Raw genomic sequence first — 25,504 nt, 5'->3', positions numbered from 1 at the left:
CTTTATTCAGCTTTGAGCTTATTTTCCAGATCGCTTTGCACAATCTTAATCGCTTTCAACGCGGTTTCTGGATCGATCTCATTGGTTTCTAGTAAGTAAATCAAATCCACAGCAAGTTTGATCTCTGCTGGTGCGTCATCTAAAGGAGAGTTTTGCTGTTCTGACATTACTGGTTCTTTTCCCTATGAGTAATTTGGTTTTCCAACTTCAGCAAAGCGGCTTCACAACGTTCTAGTCGTTGTTCTGTTGCCAACAGTACTTTTTGTGCTTCTGCGCGCGTAAAGCTCGGAGCCATCTCGACCGCTTTTTGCTTCTCTAATACCATTTCACGTAGGCGGCGCGCCCATTCTTGGTGCTGCGCTAACTCTTGATACATTACGTTGATCGGCTTTCTAAAGTGGCTGCTGTGCTTGATTTCACCCTTACGAATCTTCGTAGTGGATATCTCACGTTGAATTGCTGTGATTTGTGCCACTAGCCTTTCAGTTAAATACTCTGCACGTAAAGCGGTAAGTTTGTCTTCGTTTTGCTCACGTATGATTGCATCAAGTGTGGCTTTAGCTTCTTTTACACATGGCGTCAGTAAACGTGAGCGACAGTGAAATAAACGTTCATCAAATAGGTGGACATGGTGTTCACCACGTTGACGATCAAGCATCGCGGCTTGTTTCGACATCTGCTCTAAGTTTTCAGAAAGTTGCTTAATGTTCATGTTAATCCCGCAAACCACGCATCATAAGCAAGCTTAATTGCTAGCACGCTCACGACCGTTACAAACACTGGGCGAATAAATTTAGAGCCAAATCGAATCGCAGAATGGGCACCGACAAAGGCTCCTGCCATTAAACAAACCCCCATGGTTAAGCCTAGCACCCAGTTGATATGACCTAAAACAGCAAAAGTGATAAGAGAAGTGAAGTTGCTGGTGAAGTTCATGGCTTTGGCTAAGCCCGACGCCAATAAGATGTTGAGTCGATAAAGAGCCATCGAGCTTACTGTCCAAAACGCCCCTGTCCCAGGGCCAGCCAGTCCATCATAGAAGCCGATGGTGAAACCTTGCATGTATTGCTTTTTGTTTAGCATTGGGCAGGGTTCAGGAGTAGGGCTCTGATGCGTTGACTGAGGCGTTTTGTGGAACACTGTGTACATTGCAGCAGCAAGAATAATCAGAGGTAATACTTTTTCTAACCACTGTGTGCTGATGGCATCGACAAACAATGTTCCTAGTGTTGCGCCAATTAGGGTTGCAACAAATGCTCTCCCCCAACATTGAGGTTTAAATAGGCGCTTTTTGTAGTAGGTAAATGCCGCAGTAGAAGAAGCAAAAGAGGCAGCAAGTTTGTTTGTGCCCAATGCAATATGCGGTGGAAGCCCTAACGACAACAGTGCAGGCACGGTTAGCATGCCCCCGCCACCGGCAACGGCATCAATGAATCCAGCAACAAAAGCGACTAGCGCCAACACCAACAGCATGGTTGGCTCAATCATTTCCATAAATAGTTATTCTTCTAATATTCGATCTTGCGTTTAAACGGAGGAAGCGAATCAATTAATGATTGCCCGTAGCGTTTTGTTACCAAACGTCTATCAAGGATGGTCACTCTACCAGAATCCCGCTCTTTGCGCAGTAAACGACCGACACTTTGGATGAGCTTTTTACTCGCATCTGGCACGGTAATCTGCATAAACGGATTGCCACCTTTTTTCTCAATGTACTCTGAATGCGCTTGCTCTACTGGAGAGGTTGGCACACCAAATGGAATCTTGGTGATGACAAGGTTTTCTAGCAGCTCTCCTGGCAAATCAAGGCCTTCAGAGAAACTTCCTGTACCAAAAAGAACGCTGGTTTTTTGTTGATCTACGAGCTTTTTATGTTTTTTTAGAATTTCTGCACGTGAACTTTCGCCTTGTACCTGCAGTGCCCAGCCTCGTTTGATGAAATCTGAGCTTAATGCATCCGCCACTTGGTTCATTTGCCAATAAGAGGAGAATAATACCAAGTTCGCTTTGTTGTCTTCTAAATACTTAGGCAAAATTTCAATAAGATATTCGGTAAACTGCGGCGCTTGGGGTTCGTACTTCATTGCTGGGATTAAAAGCTCTGCTTGATTCTGATAGTCAAACGGAGAAGCCAAAGCCAAAAATTGAGTGCCGGACTCCGGTTTTGCATCGACCCCAACTTGGTGGCAGAAGTAGGTGAACGAGTTTAGCGCGCGCATCGTCGCTGAAACTAACACTGCTCCAATGCATCGGCTCCAGATTTGTTGGTCGAGTTGCCATCCAATTTCTAGCGGTGAAACACTAACAATGTAATCGCCTTCTCGATCTGGGTGTTTCTCTAACCATCGAGCTAAAGGTGCACCTTTGTCACGAGTAGGCTCTGCCATTAGGTTCCATACTTGCGCTAGGTTTTCCAAGCGCTGAATGTAAAAGCCTAATTCAGCTAAAGCAGGCTCCGCTAATCTTGACGATAATTCACCATCTTTAACGCGTTCAGCAATCAAATCGGCGATCTTAGCCACACTTTGATTCGCTTTCTTACTCAGTTGTTTTAGATCTTTAGACTGGTTTTCTAACCAAGTTGGCAGCTCGCCATGTTCAAAACGATAAACGTTCTCTTCAAACTGCGCAGGGTCAAACTGTTTAGTTAATTGGTTTAACGCAGGTATCAGTTCCTGTACCGACTCTTGTAGATCATTACGGAATCGGCCAACACGTTTTTCATCGGTTAATGAAGAAAACTTAGTGATGGATTGGTTGAGCTTTTCTAGCCATGCCGCAGCCCCTTTCAAGCTTGCTGAAGCAGAAGCATGGTCTCGCGCAACATGAGGCAGGTGATGAGCTTCATCAAATACGTAAATCGTGTTTTCAGGTTCTGGGAGAATGACTCCGCCACCTAAATCGGCATCCGCCATAACCAATGAGTGATTTGCAATGATGACATCATTTTTATCTAGCTCTGCACGGGCTTTTTGGAAAGGGCAGTTGCGGTGAGCGGGCAAGCTATTGTTACAGCTGTGCTTATCGCTGACTATCAATTGCCAAATGTGGTCATCGATCGGTTTTGGCCATGAATCTCTGTCTCCATCCCATTTACCTTGAGCAAGAGAGCGGTACATGGTTTCCAGAAGCTCGATGTCTTTCTTCTTTGGTTTAGTCTCGAACATGGCGAGTTGGCCACCATCAACGCCGCTCGCTGTTGCAAGTTTCTCTGCGCAGCAGTAGCGCTGACGACCTTTCGCCAGAATAAAAGAGAACTCTCGATCCGTAATTCGGCGGAAAAGAGGGAGGTCTTTATTCACTAACTGTTCTTGCAATGCCACGGTGGCTGTTGAAATCACCACTTTGCGATTGTTGTAAACCGCCACAGGAATCGCGGCCATCAGATAAGAAAGTGATTTACCGATGCCAGTACCTGCTTCGGCAACCAGCATACGATTTGATTTGTGGTATTGCCCGCATAGCGTTTTAGCGATCTCGGCGACGAGGTAGTTTTGTGCTCGTCTCGGAACAAAGTTATCCAGTTGAGCTTGCAAGTTTTGATAACTGGTTCGAATCGATTTTTGGATGTTACTGGTTAGCATACGGGCCTCAAATGCGTTGGTGGCGCATAGTAGCACACATCACTGGTTCTACAGTAGTTCACAAAACGGAATGCTTTTGTGCGGAATGTAGATCTTGTTCACAAAAAAATATTGAACCTAAACTAAATGAAAATAATTTCATTAGGTGAAAAATATAAAACTTCAAAAATACCACCTGAGTAGTTTTTTGTTCTAATCAACTTCTATTTTAATCAATTGAATGGTGTTTTCTATTTGTTATTAATGAATCACTAAATTACGAAAAATCAAGTTGCTAGTTTAGAACTTCATCGAATAATTTAAATATAAAATCTCAAGTGTATGTATTTTAAGGTTATTTTTATTTTTTGATGTTGTGGTTTAGAAAATTTGACAGGCAGAATAATCTTTTGCACTCTAGTGCCCAGATTTTGTAGACCAATCATTGTTACGTTTCGATAACAAGCGGTTTCAAAAATATAAAAAAAGGGAATCGGACAAGGATATCCCGAACTAAGAAAAGGCAGTGGATTAATTATGAAAAAGACTCTATTAGCACTAGCAGTTGCTGCAACAGCAACTACTGTGAATGCAGCTGAAGTATTCAAATCTGACGAAGGTTCTGTAGATTTCTACGGTCAGCTACGTCCAACTCTTCTATTCCTAGACAGCACAGACCACACTGCAGAGCTAAACACTAGCTCTTCTCGTATGGGTGTAAACGGTGTTTACGTTGTAAACGATAGCCTAAAAGTTCTAGGTGAAGTTGAAATCGGTGTAGCTCTAGGTGATAACTACGGCGCTGGTGCTGATTCAAGTGAGCGTACTGACGACACTGTGTTCGTTCGTCGCCACATCTTCGGTTTCGACATGGGCGAAATGGGTACTATCCGCTTCGGTAAAGAAGGTACTTTCGCTGATGACGTTTACGGCGCTGACTACTCATACTTCTTCGGTGGTTCTGCACTTCTTTACGGACACGAGTGGAACAACGATTCTCAAATTAAATACGCATTCGAAAACGATGCTTTCTGGCTAAAAGCGGGTTACGCTCTAGGCGAGAAAGACAAGAACGAAGAAGTTCGTGAAGTATTCGTAGGTAAGTCTTTCGGTGACCTATCTATGCACGCTGGTATCCTTTCTTCTGTAAACAAAATTGCAGTAAACAAGGTTGCTCACGACTCAGAAAACCTATCTTTCGAAGTAACTGGTGAATACGCTCTAGGTGAGCACACTCTAGGTGCAACATACTACTACAACGAAGACGAGAACAAGATCTCAGACGAGACTGTTGATTCTCACGGTATCTCTCTAGCAGGTATGTTTGCAGTAGCTCCTAAGACAACTCTTTACTCTGGTTACGAGCTAGTAATGTCTTCTTCTGACCAAGCTGGTACTGTAGACGGTGATGATTCACGTTTCTACGCTGGTGTTGAGTACAAGTTCTCTAAATGGGCTCGCGTATTCGTTGAAGGCGCATACGTATTTGAAGAAACTTCAACTGACAACGTGAAGACAGACAGCAAAACTGACTTCGGTGTTGGTGCACGTTTCTACTGGTAATCAAAACCCAGTTTGATATTGTAAGACCCAGCTCTATGCTGGGTCTTTTACTATTGGAGATAAGGATTTAATTTCTATGCAGTTATCATTAAAAGTGGCAATCACACTTTCTGTTCTAGCCAGTACAAACTTATATGCTGCAACGACCTTGGTGGTTCCTGAAGACGTAAAACTACTTGCGGTAAATATGGAGAAGCCAAAGTTGGAGGGTGGTTTGTTTTCGGATGAGAAAACAATAGAGATTCCTGACGGTACAAACCAAATTGTCTTCAAATACCAACCAGAATTTGAAATTGGCGATGATATCAAAGGGGTTTATGGCGACGCTATTATTGCTAAGTTCGATGTGAAGAATGAAGAACTAAAATTCGAGCTGCCAGAATTCAAAACTTACCGCCAAGCACAAACAAACATTTCCCCTCTAGAGTGGCAATTGCTTGACTCTAAAGGTCAGCCTATCGATCTTGTTGAAGACGTTCTTGAATCCGATGGCGTTCAAATTGGTCGTAACTACGCGCAGGAAGCTCGTAACTATAATATTGCTGGTGGGGTAGCTGGAGTTGCTGTGACAGTTGTGACAGTAAACCAACACAGCCAAGCGCTTACTGGCGTCGAGCCTAAAGTAGTTGCTACAACTGACGCACAGTCATCAACAGCACAAGACAGCCAAATGGTTGATCTACTTAAGACGATGTACCAAAAAGCGACACCACAAGAAAAAGAAACCTTTAAGAAGTGGGTTGCTCAACAATAATCGTTATTAGTGACGACAAAAACTAAAAAAGCAGGCCCAGACCTGCTTTTTATATTTTTTGAGGTGAGCATCTTTTGATGTTTAAAACGAGAGTTTGATATCTCGCCACTCTCCGGGCTTTAAATCGTCAAGCACAATACCGCCCATCGAGTAGCGAACCAAACGCAGTGTTGGGAAGCCGATGTGTGCGGTCATGCGTCGTACCTGACGGTTTCTTCCCTCTATAATAGTGATTGCCAACCAAGTTGTTGGAATGTTAGCTCGAAAGCGAACTGGTGGGGTTCTATCCCAGATCTCTGGCTCTGGCATTACTTCGACTTTTGCAGGTAATGTCATGCCATCTTTCAACTCAACGCCTTTACGTAGCTTCTCTAAGTCTTCTTTAGTCGGAGCACCGTCAACCTGTACCCAGTAAGTCTTCGGTGACTTTGATTGGGGCTGCGTTAACTTTGCCTGCAAGATGCCATCATTTGTTAGCACCATTAAACCTTCGCTGTCTCTATCTAATCGACCTGCTGCGTATACGTCTTTTACTGGGATGTAGTCAGCAAGCGTTTTACGGCCATCGCCATCGGTAAATTGGCTTAACGTGTCATAAGGCTTATTAAAAATGATCACTTTACGATCTTCTGGAGCAATACGAGGCTTAGTTGGCTTTGAAGATCGAGTAGGGCGACTAGGTCGATTTTTCGCTTGGCCATTTGAATGGTTTGGCTTACCGGAGCGTTTAAAATGGCTTGGTTTTGATTGGCTACTACGGCGACCTTTTTCATGACCCGTTCGAGATGACATGTTAACTACCTTGCAAAAATGTAAATGAACTGTGTTTGAAAGTTTTATGTTTTCTTCTAATCGGCTATCATTTGCGCGCCTAAAACTAACAAAAGCGCACAGAATAATAGACTATTTCGTGTTATTTGTTTAATGATATAGCCAAGTTGCTTTTAGTGCGGTGTTTTTGCAAAAGAATCACATGAAAGCAAACTTGGCACAAAGTGCACTCATGGATAGAGAGTCTAAGAGCTCCAAACTATAAAAAAGAGTGCAAACCGCATGTCGCGTTGGTGAGGAGGAATGCACTACTAACGTTAAGCAATGCGTAAATTCAACGAACTCAGTTGCTGAGTTGTTCAGCTTAGTTGAGTAAAAAATAGGGAAATTTCATGCCTACAGAAAAACCTACAATTATCTACACCATCACTGATGAAGCCCCGGCGTTAGCAACCTATTCATTACTACCAATCATTCAATCGTTTACTGCATCGTCTGGCATTAATGTAGATACACGTGATATTTCGTTAGCGGGTCGAATCATCGCTAACTTCCCAGAGCATTTAAAAGAAGAGCAGCGTATCGGTGACGCGCTAACAGAGTTAGGTGAATTGGCTAAGACGCCTGAAGCGAACATCATCAAGCTTCCGAATATTTCAGCGTCAATCCCGCAGCTAAAAGCAGCAATCAAAGAGCTACAAGCAAAAGGTTACGAGCTACCAAACTACCCAGAAGAGCCAAGCACTTACGAAGAAGATGCGATCAAAGCGACTTACGACAAAATCAAAGGCAGTGCGGTTAACCCAGTTCTGCGTGAAGGTAACTCAGACCGTCGTGCTCCACTTTCAGTGAAGAATTACGCGAAGAAAAATCCACACTCGATGGGCGCGTGGTCGGCAGATTCTCAATCTCATGTTTCAAGCATGGCCGACAATGATTTCTTCGGTAGTGAAAAATCGACAACCGTGTCTGGTGCAACCGAGGTTAAAATCGAATTTGCTGCTGCAGATGGTTCAGTGAAAGAGCTTAAAGCGGCATTCCCTCTACAAGATAAAGAAGTGATCGATTGTTCAGTAATGAACAAGAAGGCGCTAGTTGAGTTCTTCGAGCAAGAAATTGCAGAAGCAAAGCAACAAGACGTACTGCTTTCTCTGCATATGAAAGCGACCATGATGAAGGTATCGGATCCAGTTATCTTCGGTCACGCCGTTAAGGTTTACTACAAAGACGTGTTTGCGAAATACGGTAAGCTGTTTGAAGAGCTAGGCGTTGACGTAAACAACGGTATCGGTGATGTATATGCGAAGATTGAAGCGCTACCTGCAGAACAAAAAGCAGAAATCGAAGCAGCTATTCTTGCGGTATACGAAACACAGCCAGCACTAGCTATGGTTGATTCAGATCGCGGTATTACTAACCTACATGTACCAAGTGACATCATCGTTGATGCTTCGATGCCGGCAATGCTACGTGCTTCTGGCCAAATGTGGGGACCTGATGGCAAGCAGAAAGATACCAAAGCAATGATCCCAGATCGCAGCTATGCAGGTATTTACCAAGCGGTTATCGACTTCTGTAAAGAACACGGTGCATTTGATCCAACAACAATGGGTAGTGTGCCAAACGTGGGTCTAATGGCTCAAAAAGCGGAAGAGTACGGTTCACACGACAAGACGTTCATCCTAGATAAAGCGGGTACTGTACGTGTTGTAGATGCTTCTGGTGCGGTGCTTCTAGAGCAAGCAGTAGAAGAAGGCGATATCTTCCGTATGTGTCAGGTGAAAGACGCGCCAATCCAAGATTGGGTGAAACTTGCGGTTACTCGTGCTCGTGCGACAGGCGCTCCAGCCGTATTCTGGCTAGATGAAGCTCGTGCTCATGACGCAGAACTGATCAAGAAAGTTAACGCATACTTACCAGAGCATGATACGTCAGGCTTAGAGATTAAGATTCTTGCACCAATCGATGCATGTAAGTTCTCTCTAGAGCGTATTAAAGAAGGTCTAGATACCATTTCAGTAACTGGTAACGTACTTCGTGACTACCTAACTGACCTGTTCCCAATCCTAGAACTTGGTACTTCTGCGAAGATGCTATCTATTGTTCCACTAATGAACGGTGGCGGTCTATTTGAGACAGGTGCAGGTGGTTCAGCACCTAAACACGTTCAACAGGTAGAAAAAGAAAACCACCTGCGTTGGGATTCTTTGGGTGAATTCCTTGCACTAGCGGCATCGCTTGAGCACCTAAGCACCGTTGCTGGCAATGCAAAAGCACAAGTGCTTGCTGACGCACTTGATAAAGCGACGGGTGAGTTCTTAGACAACAACAAGTCGCCATCGCGAAAAGTTGGTGAATTGGATAACCGCGGTAGTCACTACTACCTAGCATCTTACTGGGCAAAAGCGCTAGCAGAGCAAACGGTAGATGCTGACCTAGCGGCTGAGTTTGCACCAGTGGCAAAAGCATTGGCAGAGCAAGAAGAGGCGATCGTTTCTGAGCTGAATTCTGCGCAAGGTGTGAAAGGGGAGCTAGGTGGTTACTACTCACTGGATGATGCGCTAGCGTCTACATTGATGCGCCCAAGTGCGACGTTGAACACCATTATTAACAAGTAATATATAGATGGTTCTCGCGCTACTTCAGTGGCGCGAATCTGAAACTGATAAAAACAATAAACCCGCTCTTTGGCGGGTTTATTTTTCTCTTTATAAAAGCAAAACTATGCAGTGCTTCTACAAGAGCAAATGTTTTGTCTTTCCGACAGCGCTCTAGTTATTTGGCTTGGCCTTCTACTGGCACGACGCTACTTGCGTGTGAACCTTTTGGACCTTTTTCAACCTCGTATGAGACTTGTTGGCCTGCTTTCAGTGTACGATAACCGTCCATTTGGATAGTTGAGTAGTGGGCGAAAATATCTCCTTCTTCTTCATCTGAACAGATAAACCCAAATCCTTTGGCATTGTTAAACCACTTTACTGTACCTGTAGCCATGCTTTTACATCCCTCATGCATTTTTTACTGATGTTGTTACTTCACCCAAGCTATACCTTTAACTTGGTCTCATTGTTAGCCGTTACTATTTTCGCGATTGCTAACACACGTCGAGTGAGCATATCCATATTCACCAGAATGTTAGAAAACCAACAAACCCAGAGTGAGGATTTATGCATCAACACTTTCCACTGTAGTCAATGAATCTCGACAGTCAATAGTGAAAGTCAACAATCAGAAACATATTTGAAAACAAATCACTTTTGAGATTAACATTTTTGCAAACTGTTTCTGGCGCATGCGATGGCATTTAGTCAAAAGGACTGCAAGGGTTTGATATCAAGGGAAGGGATACTAACCAAATTGCCTACATTAGAAGATTCTACTAAATGAATAAAAAGTGATGTTTTCTTGATATTTAGCTCTTTTTCCTCTGTAAGTGTGATCTTGGTGGGGTTGAGGGTTGTAATAACAGGGGGGGAAACAGAGAGCATTTAAATTGATAGTTCTAACAGCAAAAAAATCGGTTCTAAGTGATAAAAATCTTTTATTTGCGCGCCTGACAGAGGTGCATTAGTCTCTATGTAAGGAAGCAAAATTTATCTATCAAATTCGAATTAGGTGCCACATCTCACTACACCGCATGGCATGCTTATGGTAGATTGTTTTTATAGGTCGAAAACATCAACCCTTTGATACGATATCTTTGAATTGCCATGAGTAAAAATTTTGAATGGGTGACTCCAGACTCTGATCTTCTGGAGCGCGAAAGTACAAAAGTTCAGCCACCAAAGCTATACAACGTTGTACTCAACAATGATGACTATACACCTATGGATTTCGTCATAGAGGTGCTTGAGCGATTTTTTTCACATGATATTGATAAAGCAACGCAAATCATGCTCAAGATCCACTATGAAGGAAAGGCAATTTGTGGCACTTACAGTGCAGAAATTGCTGAAACAAAAGTAGCGCAAGTGACGATGTACTCAAGGGAAAATGAGCATCCGCTACTATGTACTATGGAGCAAGCGTAATAAGAAGACTTGCTCGAGCAACCAAAGTTGTTCTTTCGGGAGGTACTTATGCTAAATAAAGAACTAGAGTCAAGCCTTAACGGTGCATTCGCTCGTGCACGTGACAAACGCCACGAGTTCATGACTGTCGAACACCTCCTACTTGCATTGTTGGAAAATGATGCAGCTAAGGAAGCCCTTCTAGCCTGCAAAGCGGACCTTGATGCTTTGCGTAACGAACTCGATATATTTATCGACCAAACAACGCCGCTCATTCCTGAAAGCGATGAGACGCGCGAAACCCAGCCGACATTGAGTTTCCAGCGTGTATTACAACGCGCCGTCTTCCATGTTCAGTCGTCTGGTCGCAGTGAAGTGACTGGGGCAAATGTCCTTGTTGCGATTTTCAGCGAACAAGAATCTCACGCTGCTTACCTACTCAAGAAGAACGATATCTCTCGTTTGGACATCGTTAACTTTATCTCTCACGGCATTACTAAAGCCTCTGGCTCGAATGAAGACGCTTCTTCATCAGACTCTTTCGGCTCAGAAGCGCCAGAAGAAACCAATCCAGAAGAACGTTTGGAAAGCTTTGCAACCAATCTAAACCAAGTTGCGAAAGCGGGTAACATCGACCCACTTATCGGCCGAGACAAAGAACTAGAGCGTACAATCCAAGTACTTTGCCGTCGCCGTAAAAACAACCCATTACTTGTGGGTGAAGCGGGCGTTGGTAAAACCGCCATCGCTGAGGGTCTAGCGTGGAGAATCGTTGAAGGTCAAGTACCAGAAGTGATTCAAAACAGCGTGATTTACTCACTGGATATTGGCTCACTACTCGCAGGTACCAAATACCGTGGTGACTTCGAGAAGCGTTTCAAATCGGTTCTGAAGCAGCTTGAGAAAGAAGAAGACGCAATCCTATTTATCGATGAGATCCACACTATCATCGGTGCGGGTGCGGCTTCTGGTGGTCAAGTCGATGCGGCAAACCTGATCAAGCCTCTACTAAGTAGCGGTAAGTTGCGCTGTATTGGTTCGACAACGTACCAAGAGTACAGCAACATCTTTGAGAAAGAGCGTGCACTATCTCGCCGTTTCCAAAAGATCGATGTAGTAGAGCCGTCTCTCGACGATACGACTAAGATTTTGATTGGTCTGAAACCTAAGTACGAAGCTCATCACGAAGTGCGTTACACCAATAAAGCGTTGCGTGCGGCAGTAGAGCTATCGGCGAAATACATCAATGAGCGTCACTTGCCAGATAAAGCAATCGACGTTATTGATGAAGCGGGTGCGCGTAGCCGCTTAGCACCAGCAAGTCGCCGTAAGAAAACCGTCGGTGTTGCAGACATCGAAGCGATGGTCGCTAAGATGGCACGTATTCCAGAGAAATCAGTGTCGTCTTCAGACAAAGACATTCTGAAGAACCTTGATGACAAGATGAAGATGCTGGTCTTCGGTCAAGACAATGCGATTGACGCGCTGTCAGAGGCAATCAAACTGTCTCGTGCAGGTTTGGGTGTAGATAACAAGCCTGTTGGTTCATTCCTGTTTGCTGGCCCTACAGGGGTAGGTAAAACAGAGGTGACTGTTCAGCTTTCGAAACTACTTGGCATTGAACTTCTTCGTTTCGATATGTCTGAGTACGGTGAGCGTCATTCGGTAAGCCGTTTGATTGGTGCACCACCAGGTTATGTTGGTTACGATCAAGGTGGTTTACTAACCGACGCCGTGCTGAAACACCCGCATTCAGTGGTTCTGCTTGATGAAATTGAGAAAGCACACCCAGATATCTTTAACTTGCTACTACAAGTGATGGATAACGGTACGCTGACGGACAACAACGGGCGTAAAGCTGACTTCCGTAACGTGATCCTTGTGATGACAACCAACGCAGGTGTTGCTGAGACTGAGAAGAAATCGATCGGTCTTATCCAACAAGATAATAGTCATGATGCGATGGCGGAAATCAAGAAAGTGTTTACACCAGAGTTCCGTAACCGTCTAGACAATATCATTTGGTTCAACAGCCTAGATGAAGCGGTGATCCACCAAGTGGTTGATAAGTTCATCGTGGAACTACAAGTTCAACTGGACGCTCGTGGCGTATCAATGGAAGTATCACAAGATGCGCGTCATTGGTTAGCTCACAAAGGCTACGACAAAGCGATGGGTGCACGTCCTATGGGACGAGTGATTCAAGAGCAGCTTAAGAAACCTTTGGCGAATGAACTTCTATTCGGCTCTTTGGTAGATGGTGGTACTGTGAAAGTGACGCTAGTGAAAGACGAACTTAAGTTCGAATACCTAAGCGAGAAAGAAGCAGCACTTCACTAATTCTTTGTTGAAATCTACTTTAAAAGCGTGCGCCTAGGCGTGCGCTTTTTTGTGTTTGCAAGAATGGGACAAGTCAGTTGATTGTATTGAAACGCCCAAAAGCAAGCTTAGTATTGAGAGCAAAAGACAGGCAATAAAAAACGAAGCCATAAGCTTCGTTTTTTATTGTATTCGAAAATCAGAGATTAACGAGCACGGAAGACGATGCGGCCTTTAGATAGGTCGTATGGAGTCATCTCTACAGTTACTTTATCACCAGTAAGAATACGGATGTAGTTCTTACGCATCTTGCCAGAGATGTGTGCAGTCACAACGTGACCGTTTTCAAGTTCAACGCGGAACATAGTGTTTGGTAGAGTGTCAAGCACAGTGCCTTGCATCTCAATTACGTCTTCTTTAGCCATTTAATCCTCTTTAGAAATTAGGCGGTATTAGCGCGCTTATTTTGCCGCTAAACAGTAATTATGTAAAGTTGGGGCGTATTCTACCCTTGCCAACGCTGATTTACTAGCCTTTGGTGTCGTTGAAAGCGAGTTTTGTAGTTCATCGCTGGACATTCATCGATCTGATAGCCTAAATATAGCCAATGTTTGCTGTTCTGTTGGCAATATTCAAGTTGGAAAAGAACCCCTAAAGTCCCAAGAGATAAAGGATAATCGGGATCAAAGAAGGTATAAAAAGCACTCGCGCTGTTATCCATGATATCCGTAACCGCAACTGCGAGAAGTCGATCATTTTCATCATAGACATGCAGAAATCCGGTTGTTAACCATGTTGTTTGAGCAAATCGAGCGAACTCATCCTCACGAGGAGGGTACATGGTGCCATTTTTGTGCCGCGCAGTTATGTACCTGCTGTAAAGCTGGAACCAATCTTGGTCTAGCTCAGGCTTGAGCGTCCAACTCAGAGAATTGGCTTTATTCAACAGACGCTTTTGACTCTTGGATGGACGAAAGTCTGGCACCGCAATGCGGATTGGCTGACATGCATTGCACTGTTCACAATGAGGTTTATAGATGGTGTCGCCACTGCGACGAAAACCATTCGCCATCAATACTTGATAGTTTTGTTCTGTGTGCAAGTTGGCATCGAGAGCCACAGCCACTCGCTCTTCACGTTCAGGCAAATAACTGCATGGATGGTTATTGGTCAAGCCGATACGGATGTGTTGGAGATCTGTGCTCATGATACCGCGTCCTGCAAAATCTGTGGTTCAAACGTGCCCAAATCGGTGTTCTTACCTCTTAAAGATAGTAGTTTTTGTACGAAGTCGTCACGTTCAAGTTCAAATGCACCAAGTGAAGCTAAGTGTGGGTTCATTACCTGACAATCGATTAATTGACCGTGGTTTGACGCCAAATGGTCGCAGAGATACCACAATGCAATCTTAGATGCGTTGTCTTTAAGGCTAAACATCGACTCACCACAAAAAAGTTGGCCAACACTGATGCCGTATAAACCGCCAACGAGTTGATCCTCGTGCCATACTTCTACTGAGTGGCAATGACCGCGTTTGGCGAGTTCAATATAGGATGTTTGCATATCCTCATTGAGCCAAGTTTCTTCAGCAGGACGAGTCGAAGAACATAATTGAATTACGCGTTCGGTTGCATTGTTTAGCGTTACTTTATACTGTTGTTTACGCTGAAACTTTTTTAGGCTTTTTGAAGGCTTAAATGATAAAGGGTCAAAAACGGCTCTTGGAGAAGGACTCCACCAAAGAATGGGCTCACCAGGGCCATACCACGGAAAAATACCTTGGTGATAGCCCTTAAGAATGCGTTCAGGGTTGAGATCCCCACCAAAGGCCAGCAAACCGTTTGGGTCGCTCAGAGCTTCGTACGGCGATGGAAACGAATGCGAGTCATCAAGTTCAGTTAAATAGATTGTCATAAAGAAAACTTTACCAACATCAGAGCCTATAGGAGCTTATTATGAGCGGAGTAAGACTTAATATAAAACGATGGGCATGGATCATACTGTTTTTGCCATTTTTCGCCAATGCAGCCTATGAAAGAAATGTAGCAAAACCTGTAAATCAAGTGGTGTATGGCAAAGTCGATTCTGTGCGATACATTACGCAACAAGAGGTGAAACAATCACAAAGTAATGGCTGGGAAACACTATTGGGTGCGACGATCGGCGGTTTAGTGGGTAACCAATTTGGTGGTGGTACAGGTAAAGAAGTTGCGACCGCGGTTGGGGCGCTAGCTGGCGCAGCCGTAGTGAGAAACCGTAGCAACTACGAATACACGGTGGAATACAAGCTTGTCGAACTCTTGGTCAAAGTCGATGGCAACAAACTTATTAACGTAATTCAAGATGTTGACAATAGCATGCTGTTTAAGCGTGGAGACGATGTTCGCATCCTCTATTTTGATGACGGCGTTCGAGTGGATATCGCTTACTAAGCCAACGTTTGCACAGTAAAATCTAAGCTGACTAATTATTCAAAAATTAGCATGGATTTACTCTGGTTTTGTGATGGTTTTTTCGTTAGTCTGAATCCACGAAGAATTGTTTAGCTCTCAAAAAACGTGAAGTGAGAGCACAAAGGATTATCAACTTTTAATGGAAAGCCTAACGTTACAACCCATCAATAAAATTCACGGGGAAGTGAACCTTCCTGGATCAAAAAGCGTTTCCAACCGAGCTCTATTGCTTGCTGCTTTAGCAAAAGGCACTACTCGTTTGACAAACCTTCTCGACAGCGATGACATTCGTCATATGTTGAATGCACTGACAAAGCTTGGCGTTCAATATCAATTGTCGGAAGATAAAACCGAGTGTGTCGTTGAAGGTCTCGGTCGTCCATTTTCTGTCTCTGAGCCTGTAGAGCTATTTTTAGGTAATGCCGGCACCGCAATGCGTCCACTCGCTGCTGCACTGTGCTTAGGTGAAGGTGAATACGTGTTGACTGGCGAACCTCGTATGAAAGAGCGTCCGATCGGTCACCTAGTGACAGCCCTTCAAGCGGCTGGTGCAGACGTTACTTACCTAGAAAACGAAAACTACCCACCACTGAAAATCGTTGGTACTGGTCTTAAATCTGGTTCTGTATCGATTGATGGTTCGATTTCTAGCCAATTCTTAACGGCATTTTTAATGTCAGCGCCTTTGGCTGAGGGCGAAATTCGCATCAATATTGAAGGCGAATTGGTTTCAAAGCCTTACATCGATATCACTCTGCATATCATGAAGCAGTTTGGTGTAGAAGTGGTCAATAACGACTATCAAGAGTTTGTTATTCCTGCTGGCCAGCATTACATCGCTCCGGGTGATTTTTTGGTCGAAGGTGATGCGTCTTCAGCTTCTTACTTCTTGGCGGCGGCGGCCATCAAAGGTGGTGAAGTGAAAGTCACAGGTATTGGTAAAAATAGTATTCAGGGTGATATCCAATTCGCTGATGCACTCGAGAAAATGGGTGCAGAAATCGAATGGGGCGATGATTACGTGATTTCACGTGTTGGTCAGCTGAAAGGTATCGACATGGATTACAACCATATACCAGATGCGGCAATGACCATCGCAACGACAGCCCTGTTTGCAGAAGGCACAACAGCGATTCGTAATGTGTACAACTGGCGCGTGAAAGAGACTGACCGTCTATCTGCAATGGCGACTGAGCTTCGTAAAGTCGGCGCAGAAGTGGAAGAGGGTGAGGATTACATCATCGTTAAGCCTGTACCACAGCTTACGCACGCTGCGATTGATACTTATGATGATCACCGTATGGCGATGTGTTTCTCTCTGGTGGCGCTAAGCGATACACCTGTGACGATTAACGATCCTAAGTGTACGTCCAAGACATTTCCAGACTACTTCGATAAACTGAAAGCATTGAGCTGCTAATTCAGTTTATTGAAGCGAAAAAGCCAGAGTTAAGACTCTGGCTTTTTTATTGAATTTTGAAGCGCTTATTTGTTCAGCGTGAACTCTTTTGACAGGTGGTGCGCAAGGTACTTAAACATATTGAATACAGCTGTAGTATTGGTGGTCGGCAGACCTTTTTCATCTAAGAAGTACTCGCCTTTAAATACCAATACATCGTCTTTTTCTACTACGCTCGTTGCACGCATACCTTCAATGTAGTCATCGTGTTCTTGGATGATTTGGTTAGCGATCAAAAGAAGGTCGAACTCTTCAATGTGTTTTCTATCAGACATAACGTTCTCGTCATTCAATAAATCTTAAGTGGCAGCAGTATACCCACAAACATCATGGGTTTGCATACCTAAATCTCTGATTACGTGTTTTACCAGTATTGTTCCAAGAGGTTTTACTTCTTTATATAGAAGCAACATGGTAAGTGATTCTTATATGCAAATCGTCGCTATTTCAGCGTCGTAATCTAAGGTTAGGCTCTGATCGTGAAAGAAAAAATATTTTGTGATGAGAGACAAAATTTATTGAATTCGACTAGCGGGAGGAATCTTTGCCTGCTTAGTATATGCCGCTCAAGACCTTTTGCAGAACCCTGCCTCGTCAAATTAGAAAGGCGATGAATTGTCAACCAATCGGATCTGAATTTCAAAAAAGCAGTTGATCTTCTTTTCATCTCGCACAATAGTAAAAAAAGAAGCAATGAAATAGAACATTATGCGGGTAGCTTCCTTAGGGGGCAGTTGCCCGCATTATTATGAAGGACGTTAGAGTCAGTTATGGGTAAATCGCTCGTTATAGTGGAGTCACCAGCCAAGGCTAAGACGATAAATAAATACCTTGGTAAAGACTTTATTGTTAAGTCTAGTGTTGGTCACGTGCGTGATCTGCCTACGGCCGGTCAAAGCACTGGTGAGAAAAAAGCCGCTGCCATTTCTACTAAAGGAATGAGCCCGGAAGAGAAAGCGCGTGTCAAAAAAGAAAAAGACCGTAAAGCTCTAATCAAAAAAATGGGGATTAACCCATATCATGACTGGGATGCGAATTACCAAATCCTTCCAGGCAAAGAAAAAGTTGTTAGTGAACTGCAAAAATTAGCCAAAGACGCTGATTTCGTTTATCTCGCAACCGATTTGGACCGCGAGGGAGAAGCTATCGCATGGCACCTTCGTGAGATCATCGGTGGCGATGAAGAGCGATACAAACGTGTAGTTTTTAATGAGATTACTAAGAATGCAATCCAACAAGCTTTCCAGACACCTGGTGAGCTGAATATGGATGGTGTTAACGCACAGCAAGCACGTCGATTCATGGACCGCGTAGTAGGTTTCATGGTTTCTCCATTGCTATGGAAGAAAGTTGCACGTGGCTTGTCTGCGGGTCGTGTACAGTCAGTAGCGGTAAAACTATTGGTTGAGCGTGAGCGTGAAATCAACGCTTTCATTCCAGAAGAATTCTGGGACATCAACGCAAATACACATACCAAAGATAAGACAGCATTCAAACTGCTTGTTGCGCAAAAAGATGGCGTTGCGTTTAAGCCTGTCAACGAGACAGAGACCAAAGCAGCGCTTTCGGTATTGGAAAAAGCAAGCTACGAAGTTTGTAAGCGCGAAGACCGCCCAACGAAGAGTAAGCCGTCTGCTCCATACATTACCTCAACACTTCAGCAAGCGGCGAGTACTCGTCTAGGCTACGGTGTTAAGAAGACCATGATGCTGGCTCAGCGTCTGTATGAAGCGGGTTACATCACGTATATGCGTACTGACTCAACCAATTTGAGTGCAGAAGCGGTAGATGCAGTTCGTGGCTTCATCGGTTCAGAGTATGGCGATAAATACCTTCCTGCTAACCCGTTGAGATACGGTAGCAAAGAAGGTGCACAAGAAGCGCACGAAGCGATTCGTCCTTCCGATGTAGCAGTGAAAGCAGAAGACCTACAAGGTGTTGATGCTGACGCTCACAAGCTCTACTCATTGATTTGGAATCAATTCGTTGCGTGTCAAATGACACCAGCAGAATACGATTCAACCACTATCAGCGTTAAAGCTGCGGAATACACGCTGAAAGCGAAAGGTCGTATCCTTAAGTTTGATGGTTGGACTCGTGTGCAACGCCCAATGGGTAAAAACGAAGACACGATTCTTCCTGCAGTTCAGTTGGGCGATAAGCTAGACCTAGAATCGCTTGAGCCTAAGCAGCACTTTACTAAGCCACCTGCGCGCTTTACAGAGGCGGCATTGGTTAAAGAACTTGAGAAGCGTGGCATTGGCCGTCCTTCTACATACGCATCGATCATCTCTACGATCCAAGATCGTGGCTACGTGAAAGTAGATCAGCGTCGTTTCTACGCAGAGAAGATGGGTGAGATTGTTACTGACCGTCTAGATGACAGCTTTAACGATCTGATGAACTACGACTTCACGGCTCGTATGGAGCAGAAGCTTGACCAAATCGCTGAAGGTGACGTGATGTGGAAAGATGTCCTAGACAACTTCTTCACAGACTTTACGGGTGATCTTGAGAAAGCGGAACAAGACGAAAACGAAGGCGGCATGAAACTGAATCACATTGTGATGACAGATATTGAGTGTCCAACTTGTGGTCGTCCAATGGGTATTCGTACTGCGTCTACTGGTGTGTTCCTTGGCTGTTCTGGTTACGCACTGCCACCTAAAGAGCGTTGTAAGACAACCATCAACCTAGGTGACGAAGAAGGCATCATCAACGTTCTAGAAGAAGATGTGGAAACCGCGGCACTGCGTGCTAAGAAGCGTTGTCCTATCTGTGAAACAGCGATGGATGCGTACCTGATTGACGATAAACGCAAGATGCACGTTTGTGGTAACAACCCGAACTGTGAAGGCTACATCGTTGAGTATGGCGAGTTCAAAGTGAAAGGCTACGATGGCCCAGTTGTTGAGTGTGACAAGTGTGGCTCTGACATGGTTCTTAAGAACGGTCGTTTCGGTAAATACATGGATTGTACGAGTGAAACGTGTAAGAACACTCGTAAGATTCTGAAGAATGGCGAAGTTGCGCCACCGAAGGAAGACCCAGTTCATTTCCCTGAACTACCATGTGAAAACTCAGACGCTTACTTTGTTCTTCGTGACGGTGCTTCTGGCCTATTCATGGCGGCAAGCAACTTCCCTAAATCACGTGAGACGCGTGCGCCGTTGGTTTCTGAACTGGCTCGATTTGAAGAGCGTCTTCCAGAGAAGTTCAAATACCTAACGACAGCACCAGCGGCGGATCCAGATGGTCGCCCAGCAGTGGTTCGTTTTAGCCGTAAGAGCAAAGAGAACTACGTGCGTACTGAAGATGATGGCAAACCAAGTGGTTGGACTGCGCTATTCATTGACGGTAAGTGGGAAATCACAGACAAGCGCAAGAAACCGAAAGCGAAAGCTTAAGTGATAAATTAGAACGAATAAGGCAGCGAATACGCTGCCTTATTTTTTGCTTGTTATTCTATAAATTATTCACTTCGTCTATTGTTTACCATTCAAATTTTCTCCATTCTGTTTTCATAGAACGGTCATAGTTTCATCGTATCCTGTCGCAAAACTGCGCTTGTGTAGTTAATCGGTTTGTAAATTGTTTTCACAATGTAATCGTTTGCGTCTCATAGTGTGACCAAGATACCGTATTGAGTAAGCAACATCTGTATACAACACGGAATGGCATATTTTAAATTGTAATTTAGTTCCAGTTCGATAACTTATTACACAAATAATGCAACTGTATGCGGTTATTTAGCACCAAAAATAAAAAACAACGAAGGTGTGTGCGTACGAGGATGTGCAATAGCTTTTTTAGTTCGCGCTGTGAGGGTTCAAAGAAACTTATCAGTGCGGATGCAATAATGTATTCGCTTGACTCCCCGAGTTCTGCTCATTTCAAGTGAATACCAGTTCCAAGCTATAACTATATATGGAGAACAACGAATGGCTGGTGTTTTGGGAATGATTCTTGCTGGCGGTGAAGGCTCTCGCTTGAGACCTTTAACGGAATCCCGCAGTAAACCTTCGGTCCCTTTCGGCGGAAGTTACCGACTTATTGATTTCGCTCTGAATAACTTTGTAAATGCGGATTTAATGCGTATTTACGTCCTTACTCAATTCAAATCTCAATCTCTATTCCATCACTTGAAAAAGGGTTGGAACATCAATGGCATTACAGACCGTTTTATCGACCCAATTCCTGCGCAAATGCGTACTGGCAAGCGTTGGTATGAAGGTACTGCCGATGCTATCTACCAAAATTTACGTTTTATGGAGTTGGCGGAGCCGGATCAAGTATGTATCTTTGGTTCAGACCATATCTACAAAATGGACATTAAACAGATGCTTGCTTTCCACCAAGAAAAAGAAGCATCTTTGACTGTTTCGGCACTGCGCATGCCGCTATCGGAAGCCTCTCAATTTGGTGTTATCGAAGTGGACAGTGAAGGTCGAATGATTGGCTTTGAAGAAAAGCCTGCAAACCCAAAATCAATTCCTGGTGACCCAGAGCATGCGCTTGTCTCTATGGGCAACTACATCTTTGAAGCTCAAACGCTGTTCTCAGAATTGATTGAAGACGCTGATAATGAAGCCTCTACCCACGATTTTGGTAAAGACATCATTCCTAAGATGTTCCCTCGTGGCGATGTGTTTGTCTATGACTTCAGCATGAACCGCATTACAGGTGAGAAAGAAGAAGTTTACTGGCGCGATGTAGGTACAATCGATGCGTACTGGCAAGCACATATGGATCTGCTTGAGAAAGACGCACCATTCTCTCTCTACAACCGTAAATGGCCACTGCATACTTACTACCCACCATTGCCACCTGCAACCTTTACTGACTCTGTAAATGGTCGAGTTCAGATCATCGACAGCTTAGTGTGTAACGGCAGCTACGTACGTGGTTCTCGTATTGAAAAGTCGGTACTTGGTTTCCGCAGTAATATTGCTTCAGCGTGTGACATCAGCCAGTGTATTTTGCTCGGTGATGTGAAAGTCGGGGAAGGTTGTGTGCTTCGTCGCGTGATTGTAGATAAAGACGCAGATATTGCGCCGGGTACGCAAATTGGTGTAAATCTACAAGAAGATAAGAAACACTACCATGTGTCAGATGATGGCATTGTCGTAATTCCAAAAGGAGCACGTGTTGGCTACTAACAATTTGTCTGTTCTGTTTGTAGCGTCTGAAGTCGAAGGACTGATCAAAAGTGGTGGCTTGGCTGATGTAGCCAAGGCACTGCCGGAAGCCCTTCAAAACCTTCAGCAAGATGTACGAATTTCTATTCCTGCCTACACTGGTATTGAACAGTTGTCAGAAGCGGAAACGGTTCTGGAAACAGAGCTAACAAGTTGGCCTCATACTGCTTACCGTGTCCTTAAGTTAACGCTTGGGGATAATCCGGTTTATTTGATTGATTGCCCTCCTTATTTCAATCGTCCGTCTATGTACGCGGAAAACAACCAAGCCTACACGGATAACGGCGAGCGTTTCGCGTTTTTTAGTGCGGCTTGTTTAGACATGCTACCAAAGCTTGGCTTCCAGCCCGATATTGTTCATGCCAATGACTGGCACACAAGCTTGGTTCCCTTCCTGCTAAAACATCGTTACGGTCACGATGCTTTCTTTGCTAACACTCGCAGTGTTATTTCAATCCATAATGCGGTGTTCAAAGGTGTGTTTAGCTATGACGATGTTCAATGTCTGCCAGAATTCCATAGCCGAAATGTGCCAGACGCTGCAGTAAGTGCAACGCACATTACTATGCTGAAAGCAGGGGTAATGAACGCAGATAAAATCAATGCTGTTAGCCCTACATATGCCGAAGAACTGAAAACCGAGCTTGGAAGCCACGGTATGGCGTGGGAGTTTCAGCAACGTGCTAATGATTTGGTAGGCATCCTTAATGGATGTGATTACAGTGCGTGGAATCCAGAAACCGATTCAAACTTGCCGCTTAACTATAAAGCCAATCGTCAAAGTATGGTTCGTGGTAAGAACGCATGTAAAAAAGCAATGCAAGAAAAGCTGGGACTTGAAGCATCAGATTGCGCCATGTTTGGCATGGTGTGTCGCCTAACACAGCAAAAAGGCGTGCACTATCTATTGCCTGCGTTGGCAGACTTTCTAAAACACGATGTTCAGCTCGTTGTGGTTGGCACTGGAGATCCTATTCTCGCGGCGCAGTTACGAGATGTAGCGGCACAATTTGCGGACAAGTTTATCTTCGTTGAAGCGTACGATAACGAATTAGCACACTTGGTGGAGGCGGGATCGGATTTCTTCCTAATGCCTTCTGAATTCGAGCCGTGTGGTTTGAACCAAATCTACAGCATGGCCTATGGTACTTTGCCAATCGTTCGTGGAGTCGGTGGCTTGAAAGACAGCGTGAATGACTACGATGTGAATCCAGCCGATGCTACGGGATTCGTTTTCTATGAACCAACGCCGCAAGGTCTATTACTGACAATGTTGAGAGCACTTCTTCTTTACGCACAAAATGTGACAGAAGTGAGACGTGTACAACTTCATGCTATGCAAAAAGACTTTTGTTGGCGAAAAGCGGCAGAAGAGTATTTGCAACTGTATAGAGCTGCGTTAAATTGACGCAAAATCTTTAAAAAGTGTAACGAAAGGCACCGAATGAGGTGCCTTTATTATCTTACCCTTATGGAGTGTGGTAGCATTTATCCATTCCCTTTCACAAAAAGTGTTTTTCGTACTGATACATGACTCAGCCACTTCTTTTCCACAAAACCTATTTACACCCTACCAGTAATGAGTGGGTTGTTTTCGTACATGGTGCTGGTGGCAGTTCTTCGATCTGGTTTAAGCAAATCAAAGCGTATAAGCAGCATTTCAATTTGTTGCTCATCGATCTTCGAGGTCACGGAAAGTCCAATCAATTGTTGAAAGAGCTGATTACTAGTCGCTATACCTTTACCGCTGTTACTCAGGATATTTTAAAAGTGTTGGATCACCTTAAGATCCAATCAGCACACTTTGTCGGTATGTCCTTGGGTACTATTATTGTGCGTAACTTGGCTGAACTGGCTTCGGACCGTGTTCGCTCAATGGTGCTGGGTGGCGCAGTCACTCGTTTAAATACTCGCTCACAGATACTGGTGAAATTGGGGAACCTTGGTAAACACATCCTTCCTTACATGTGGTTGTACAAGTTGTTTGCTTATATCGTGATGCCGCAGAAGAACCAGCGTGAATCAAGGCACTTGTTTATTCGCGAAGCCAAGAAGCTATGCCAAAAAGAGTTTAAGCGTTGGTTTACTTTGGCAGCAGATGTGAACCCATTGATGAGATATTTCAAAGATCGTGAACTACCGATTCCGACATTGTATTTGATGGGTGACCGAGACTACATGTTCATCAAGCCAGTGAAAGAAATGGTCGCGGTGCATAAGTTGAGCGTACTGAGAGAAATACCAGATTGTGGCCATGTGTGTAATGTAGAAAGGCCCGATGACTTTAACCAACATTCCATCGAGTTCATTAAGCAGCAGAGTCTAGCGGCTTAACGCATTTATTGAAGAGAGCAAAAGAGTAGGGGAGCCGTTATGGCTCCCCTATTTGATATCCACATTGCCAACACGCACCAAACTGGCCTTCGTTCTGTTCTGAACACTGTGGGCACTGCCAGTCTTGATAAGTCAATTCCGCTTGTTGACGATAATCTTCAACAATGGCAGATGCTTTTAGTTTCTGCTCCGGATGTAAAAGCCAAACATATGGGTCTGTATCATCGCTAAACGGCAACTCACCCTTTAAGCCGAACATTCCCTCACCTCTGACTTCACAAGCTATCTGTTCGGTTTTGAGAAGCTCACAGACGATATGAGCTTCTGCTGGATTTTTAGCGATGTATATCTTCATTAAGCGTTTCCGTTTTGGACTTGGGCTGGGCGAACTTTATTCATAACCCATTTTGCGATGATTGGGAACAAGCCGAGCAGAGCAAACGATGCTAATACGGTTGGCGACACAATTCCCGAAAGACTGTCGATAGTAGCGAGCTGTGTACCTGCATTTAGGTAGACGGCAGTGCCTGGCAACATACCGATTTGACTAGTTAGGTAGAATCGTGCGACTGACATTGGTGTTAGCCCCATCAACAAGTTGATCAAGAAAAATGGAAATACCGGAATTAAACGTAGAGAGAAAAGGTAAAAAGCACCGTCTTTTTCTACACCTTGGTTAATGGCATTTAACTTATTACCGAACTTGCTTTGTACCCATTCACGCAACAGGTAACGGCTGCTTAAAAACGCAATGGTTGCACCGATTGTGCTGGCAAAAGACACTAAAAGTAAACTCGTCCAAAAACCAAACAAGGCAGCACCCAAAAGCGTTACAACCGCAGCTCCAGGAATAGAAAAGGCGGTGATAGCAATATAAGCGAAGAAATAGGTAGCGGCGGCAAACACGAAGTTTTGGTCAATGAAACTGTTTAACGCTTGTTGCTGTGCTTTTGCGTTTTCTAGCGTTAAATATTGACCAAAGTTGACACCTAAAAAGATGATGGTCGCGAGTAGGATCAGTCCTAAAATCAGTTTCTTATTCATATCAATGGCTCCGTTTGGCTTCTTAAATAATAAGAC

General features: G+C 44.2%; 23 protein-coding genes. 11 read left to right on the top strand and 12 right to left on the bottom strand.

All coding sequences use genetic code 11. The features are described 5' to 3' along the window. Positions 1 to 2: 2 nt before the first annotated feature. The 4 genes from rsmS to dinG are packed head-to-tail and all read right to left on the bottom strand — an operon-like array spanning position 3 to position 3,584. A complete protein-coding gene (rsmS, locus tag ACLIIY_RS09915; RefSeq protein ID WP_009707110.1) occupies positions 3 to 167 on the bottom strand; it encodes a pleiotropic regulatory protein RsmS in 165 nt (54 codons plus the stop codon). Then, positions 167 to 712 carry a primosomal replication protein gene (locus ACLIIY_RS09910; protein WP_434527540.1) on the bottom strand — a complete coding sequence of 182 codons (546 nt, stop codon included), beginning with the start codon at positions 710 to 712 and terminating at the stop codon, positions 167 to 169. The genes rsmS and ACLIIY_RS09910 overlap by 1 nt, the downstream gene beginning before the upstream one ends. Continuing rightward, positions 709 to 1,494 (bottom strand): sulfite exporter TauE/SafE family protein, encoded by a 786-nt coding sequence (locus ACLIIY_RS09905; protein WP_434527539.1) that lies wholly within the window; start codon positions 1,492 to 1,494, stop codon positions 709 to 711. The genes ACLIIY_RS09910 and ACLIIY_RS09905 overlap by 4 nt, the downstream gene beginning before the upstream one ends. 14 nt (positions 1,495 to 1,508) lie before the next feature. Further along, a complete protein-coding gene (gene dinG, locus ACLIIY_RS09900) occupies positions 1,509 to 3,584 on the bottom strand; it encodes an ATP-dependent DNA helicase DinG (protein WP_038896301.1) in 2,076 nt (691 codons plus the stop codon). A gap of 516 nt (positions 3,585 to 4,100) precedes the next feature. Here dinG and ACLIIY_RS09895 point away from each other — a divergent pair. Together ACLIIY_RS09895 and ACLIIY_RS09890 are read left to right on the top strand one after the other, a co-directional pair. Next, the gene (locus tag ACLIIY_RS09895; RefSeq protein ID WP_020195015.1) at positions 4,101 to 5,126 is read left to right on the top strand and encodes a porin; all 1,026 of its coding nucleotides are present in this window, start codon (positions 4,101 to 4,103) and stop codon (positions 5,124 to 5,126) included. 76 nt (positions 5,127 to 5,202) lie between these two features. Next, positions 5,203 to 5,880 (top strand): DUF2057 family protein, encoded by a 678-nt coding sequence (locus ACLIIY_RS09890; RefSeq protein WP_434527538.1) that lies wholly within the window; start codon positions 5,203 to 5,205, stop codon positions 5,878 to 5,880. Positions 5,881 to 5,961: 81 nt separating this feature from the next. On the opposite strand, the gene ACLIIY_RS09885 is transcribed toward ACLIIY_RS09890, so the two are convergent. After that, complete coding sequence (locus tag ACLIIY_RS09885; RefSeq protein WP_434527537.1) at positions 5,962 to 6,672, bottom strand: pseudouridine synthase; 711 nt, start codon at positions 6,670 to 6,672, stop codon at positions 5,962 to 5,964. Between the two features lie 371 nt (positions 6,673 to 7,043). Here ACLIIY_RS09885 and ACLIIY_RS09880 point away from each other — a divergent pair, with 371 nt between their 5' ends. After that, a complete protein-coding gene (locus ACLIIY_RS09880) occupies positions 7,044 to 9,269 on the top strand; it encodes an NADP-dependent isocitrate dehydrogenase (protein ID WP_434527536.1) in 2,226 nt (741 codons plus the stop codon). Between the two features lie 157 nt (positions 9,270 to 9,426). Here ACLIIY_RS09880 and cspD read toward each other — a convergent pair whose 3' ends face one another. Then, positions 9,427 to 9,645, bottom strand: coding sequence for a cold shock domain-containing protein CspD (cspD, locus tag ACLIIY_RS09875; RefSeq protein WP_005437446.1), 219 nt, complete (start codon positions 9,643 to 9,645; stop codon positions 9,427 to 9,429). A gap of 716 nt (positions 9,646 to 10,361) precedes the next feature. Here cspD and clpS point away from each other — a divergent pair. Next, positions 10,362 to 10,682, top strand: coding sequence for an ATP-dependent Clp protease adapter ClpS (gene clpS, locus ACLIIY_RS09870; protein WP_005427554.1), 321 nt, complete (start codon positions 10,362 to 10,364; stop codon positions 10,680 to 10,682). Between the two features lie 48 nt (positions 10,683 to 10,730). Continuing rightward, a complete protein-coding gene (gene clpA / locus ACLIIY_RS09865; protein WP_434527535.1) occupies positions 10,731 to 13,001 on the top strand; it encodes an ATP-dependent Clp protease ATP-binding subunit ClpA in 2,271 nt (756 codons plus the stop codon). Between the two features lie 185 nt (positions 13,002 to 13,186). Here clpA and infA read toward each other — a convergent pair whose 3' ends face one another. From infA to aat, 3 genes are all read right to left on the bottom strand, one after another. After that, the gene (gene infA, locus ACLIIY_RS09860; RefSeq protein ID WP_001040192.1) at positions 13,187 to 13,405 is read right to left on the bottom strand and encodes a translation initiation factor IF-1; all 219 of its coding nucleotides are present in this window, start codon (positions 13,403 to 13,405) and stop codon (positions 13,187 to 13,189) included. A gap of 80 nt (positions 13,406 to 13,485) precedes the next feature. Beyond that, positions 13,486 to 14,187, bottom strand: a complete 702-nt coding sequence (locus ACLIIY_RS09855) for an arginyltransferase (protein WP_041054871.1) — start codon at positions 14,185 to 14,187, stop codon at positions 13,486 to 13,488. Then, the gene (aat, locus tag ACLIIY_RS09850; RefSeq protein ID WP_434527534.1) at positions 14,184 to 14,894 is read right to left on the bottom strand and encodes a leucyl/phenylalanyl-tRNA--protein transferase; all 711 of its coding nucleotides are present in this window, start codon (positions 14,892 to 14,894) and stop codon (positions 14,184 to 14,186) included. The genes ACLIIY_RS09855 and aat overlap by 4 nt, the downstream gene beginning before the upstream one ends. A gap of 41 nt (positions 14,895 to 14,935) precedes the next feature. On the opposite strand from aat, the gene ACLIIY_RS09845 reads away from it, so the two are divergent. Both ACLIIY_RS09845 and aroA read left to right on the top strand, forming a co-directional pair. Then, complete coding sequence (locus ACLIIY_RS09845; RefSeq protein ID WP_020195009.1) at positions 14,936 to 15,412, top strand: glycine zipper 2TM domain-containing protein; 477 nt, start codon at positions 14,936 to 14,938, stop codon at positions 15,410 to 15,412. Between the two features lie 160 nt (positions 15,413 to 15,572). Further along, positions 15,573 to 16,853 (top strand): 3-phosphoshikimate 1-carboxyvinyltransferase, encoded by a 1,281-nt coding sequence (aroA, locus tag ACLIIY_RS09840; protein WP_005441645.1) that lies wholly within the window; start codon positions 15,573 to 15,575, stop codon positions 16,851 to 16,853. A gap of 65 nt (positions 16,854 to 16,918) precedes the next feature. Here the strand turns inward: aroA and ACLIIY_RS09835 are convergent, their stop codons facing one another. Then, positions 16,919 to 17,167 (bottom strand): YciN family protein, encoded by a 249-nt coding sequence (locus ACLIIY_RS09835; protein WP_005441647.1) that lies wholly within the window; start codon positions 17,165 to 17,167, stop codon positions 16,919 to 16,921. Between the two features lie 495 nt (positions 17,168 to 17,662). Here ACLIIY_RS09835 and topA point away from each other — a divergent pair, with 495 nt between their 5' ends. The 4 genes from topA to ACLIIY_RS09815 all read left to right on the top strand — a co-directional run bounded on the left by topA (position 17,663) and on the right by ACLIIY_RS09815 (position 24,424). Beyond that, positions 17,663 to 20,299 (top strand): type I DNA topoisomerase, encoded by a 2,637-nt coding sequence (gene topA / locus ACLIIY_RS09830; RefSeq protein WP_009707099.1) that lies wholly within the window; start codon positions 17,663 to 17,665, stop codon positions 20,297 to 20,299. A gap of 534 nt (positions 20,300 to 20,833) precedes the next feature. Continuing rightward, positions 20,834 to 22,051 (top strand): glucose-1-phosphate adenylyltransferase, encoded by a 1,218-nt coding sequence (gene glgC, locus ACLIIY_RS09825; protein WP_005441655.1) that lies wholly within the window; start codon positions 20,834 to 20,836, stop codon positions 22,049 to 22,051. Next, on the top strand, positions 22,041 to 23,498 hold the full coding sequence (gene glgA / locus ACLIIY_RS09820) for a glycogen synthase GlgA (RefSeq protein WP_434527533.1): 1,458 nt from the start codon (positions 22,041 to 22,043) through the stop codon (positions 23,496 to 23,498). The genes glgC and glgA overlap by 11 nt, the downstream gene beginning before the upstream one ends. 122 nt (positions 23,499 to 23,620) lie before the next feature. Continuing rightward, positions 23,621 to 24,424, top strand: coding sequence for an alpha/beta fold hydrolase (locus tag ACLIIY_RS09815; RefSeq protein WP_005441659.1), 804 nt, complete (start codon positions 23,621 to 23,623; stop codon positions 24,422 to 24,424). Positions 24,425 to 24,461: 37 nt separating this feature from the next. On the opposite strand, the gene ACLIIY_RS09810 is transcribed toward ACLIIY_RS09815, so the two are convergent. Together ACLIIY_RS09810 and ACLIIY_RS09805 are read right to left on the bottom strand one after the other, a co-directional pair. Continuing rightward, complete coding sequence (locus ACLIIY_RS09810; protein ID WP_020195004.1) at positions 24,462 to 24,779, bottom strand: putative signal transducing protein; 318 nt, start codon at positions 24,777 to 24,779, stop codon at positions 24,462 to 24,464. Further along, positions 24,779 to 25,468, bottom strand: a complete 690-nt coding sequence (locus ACLIIY_RS09805) for a TVP38/TMEM64 family protein (protein ID WP_005441662.1) — start codon at positions 25,466 to 25,468, stop codon at positions 24,779 to 24,781. The genes ACLIIY_RS09810 and ACLIIY_RS09805 overlap by 1 nt, the downstream gene beginning before the upstream one ends. Between the last annotated feature and the right edge of the window lie 36 nt (positions 25,469 to 25,504).

This window comes from Vibrio sp. K4 (assembly GCF_051122595.1).
Classification (GTDB): Bacteria; Pseudomonadota; Gammaproteobacteria; order Enterobacterales; family Vibrionaceae; genus Vibrio; species Vibrio owensii.
The sequence above is the reverse complement of the archived record's forward strand: the minus strand, read 5'-3'. Positions and strand labels throughout refer to the sequence as shown.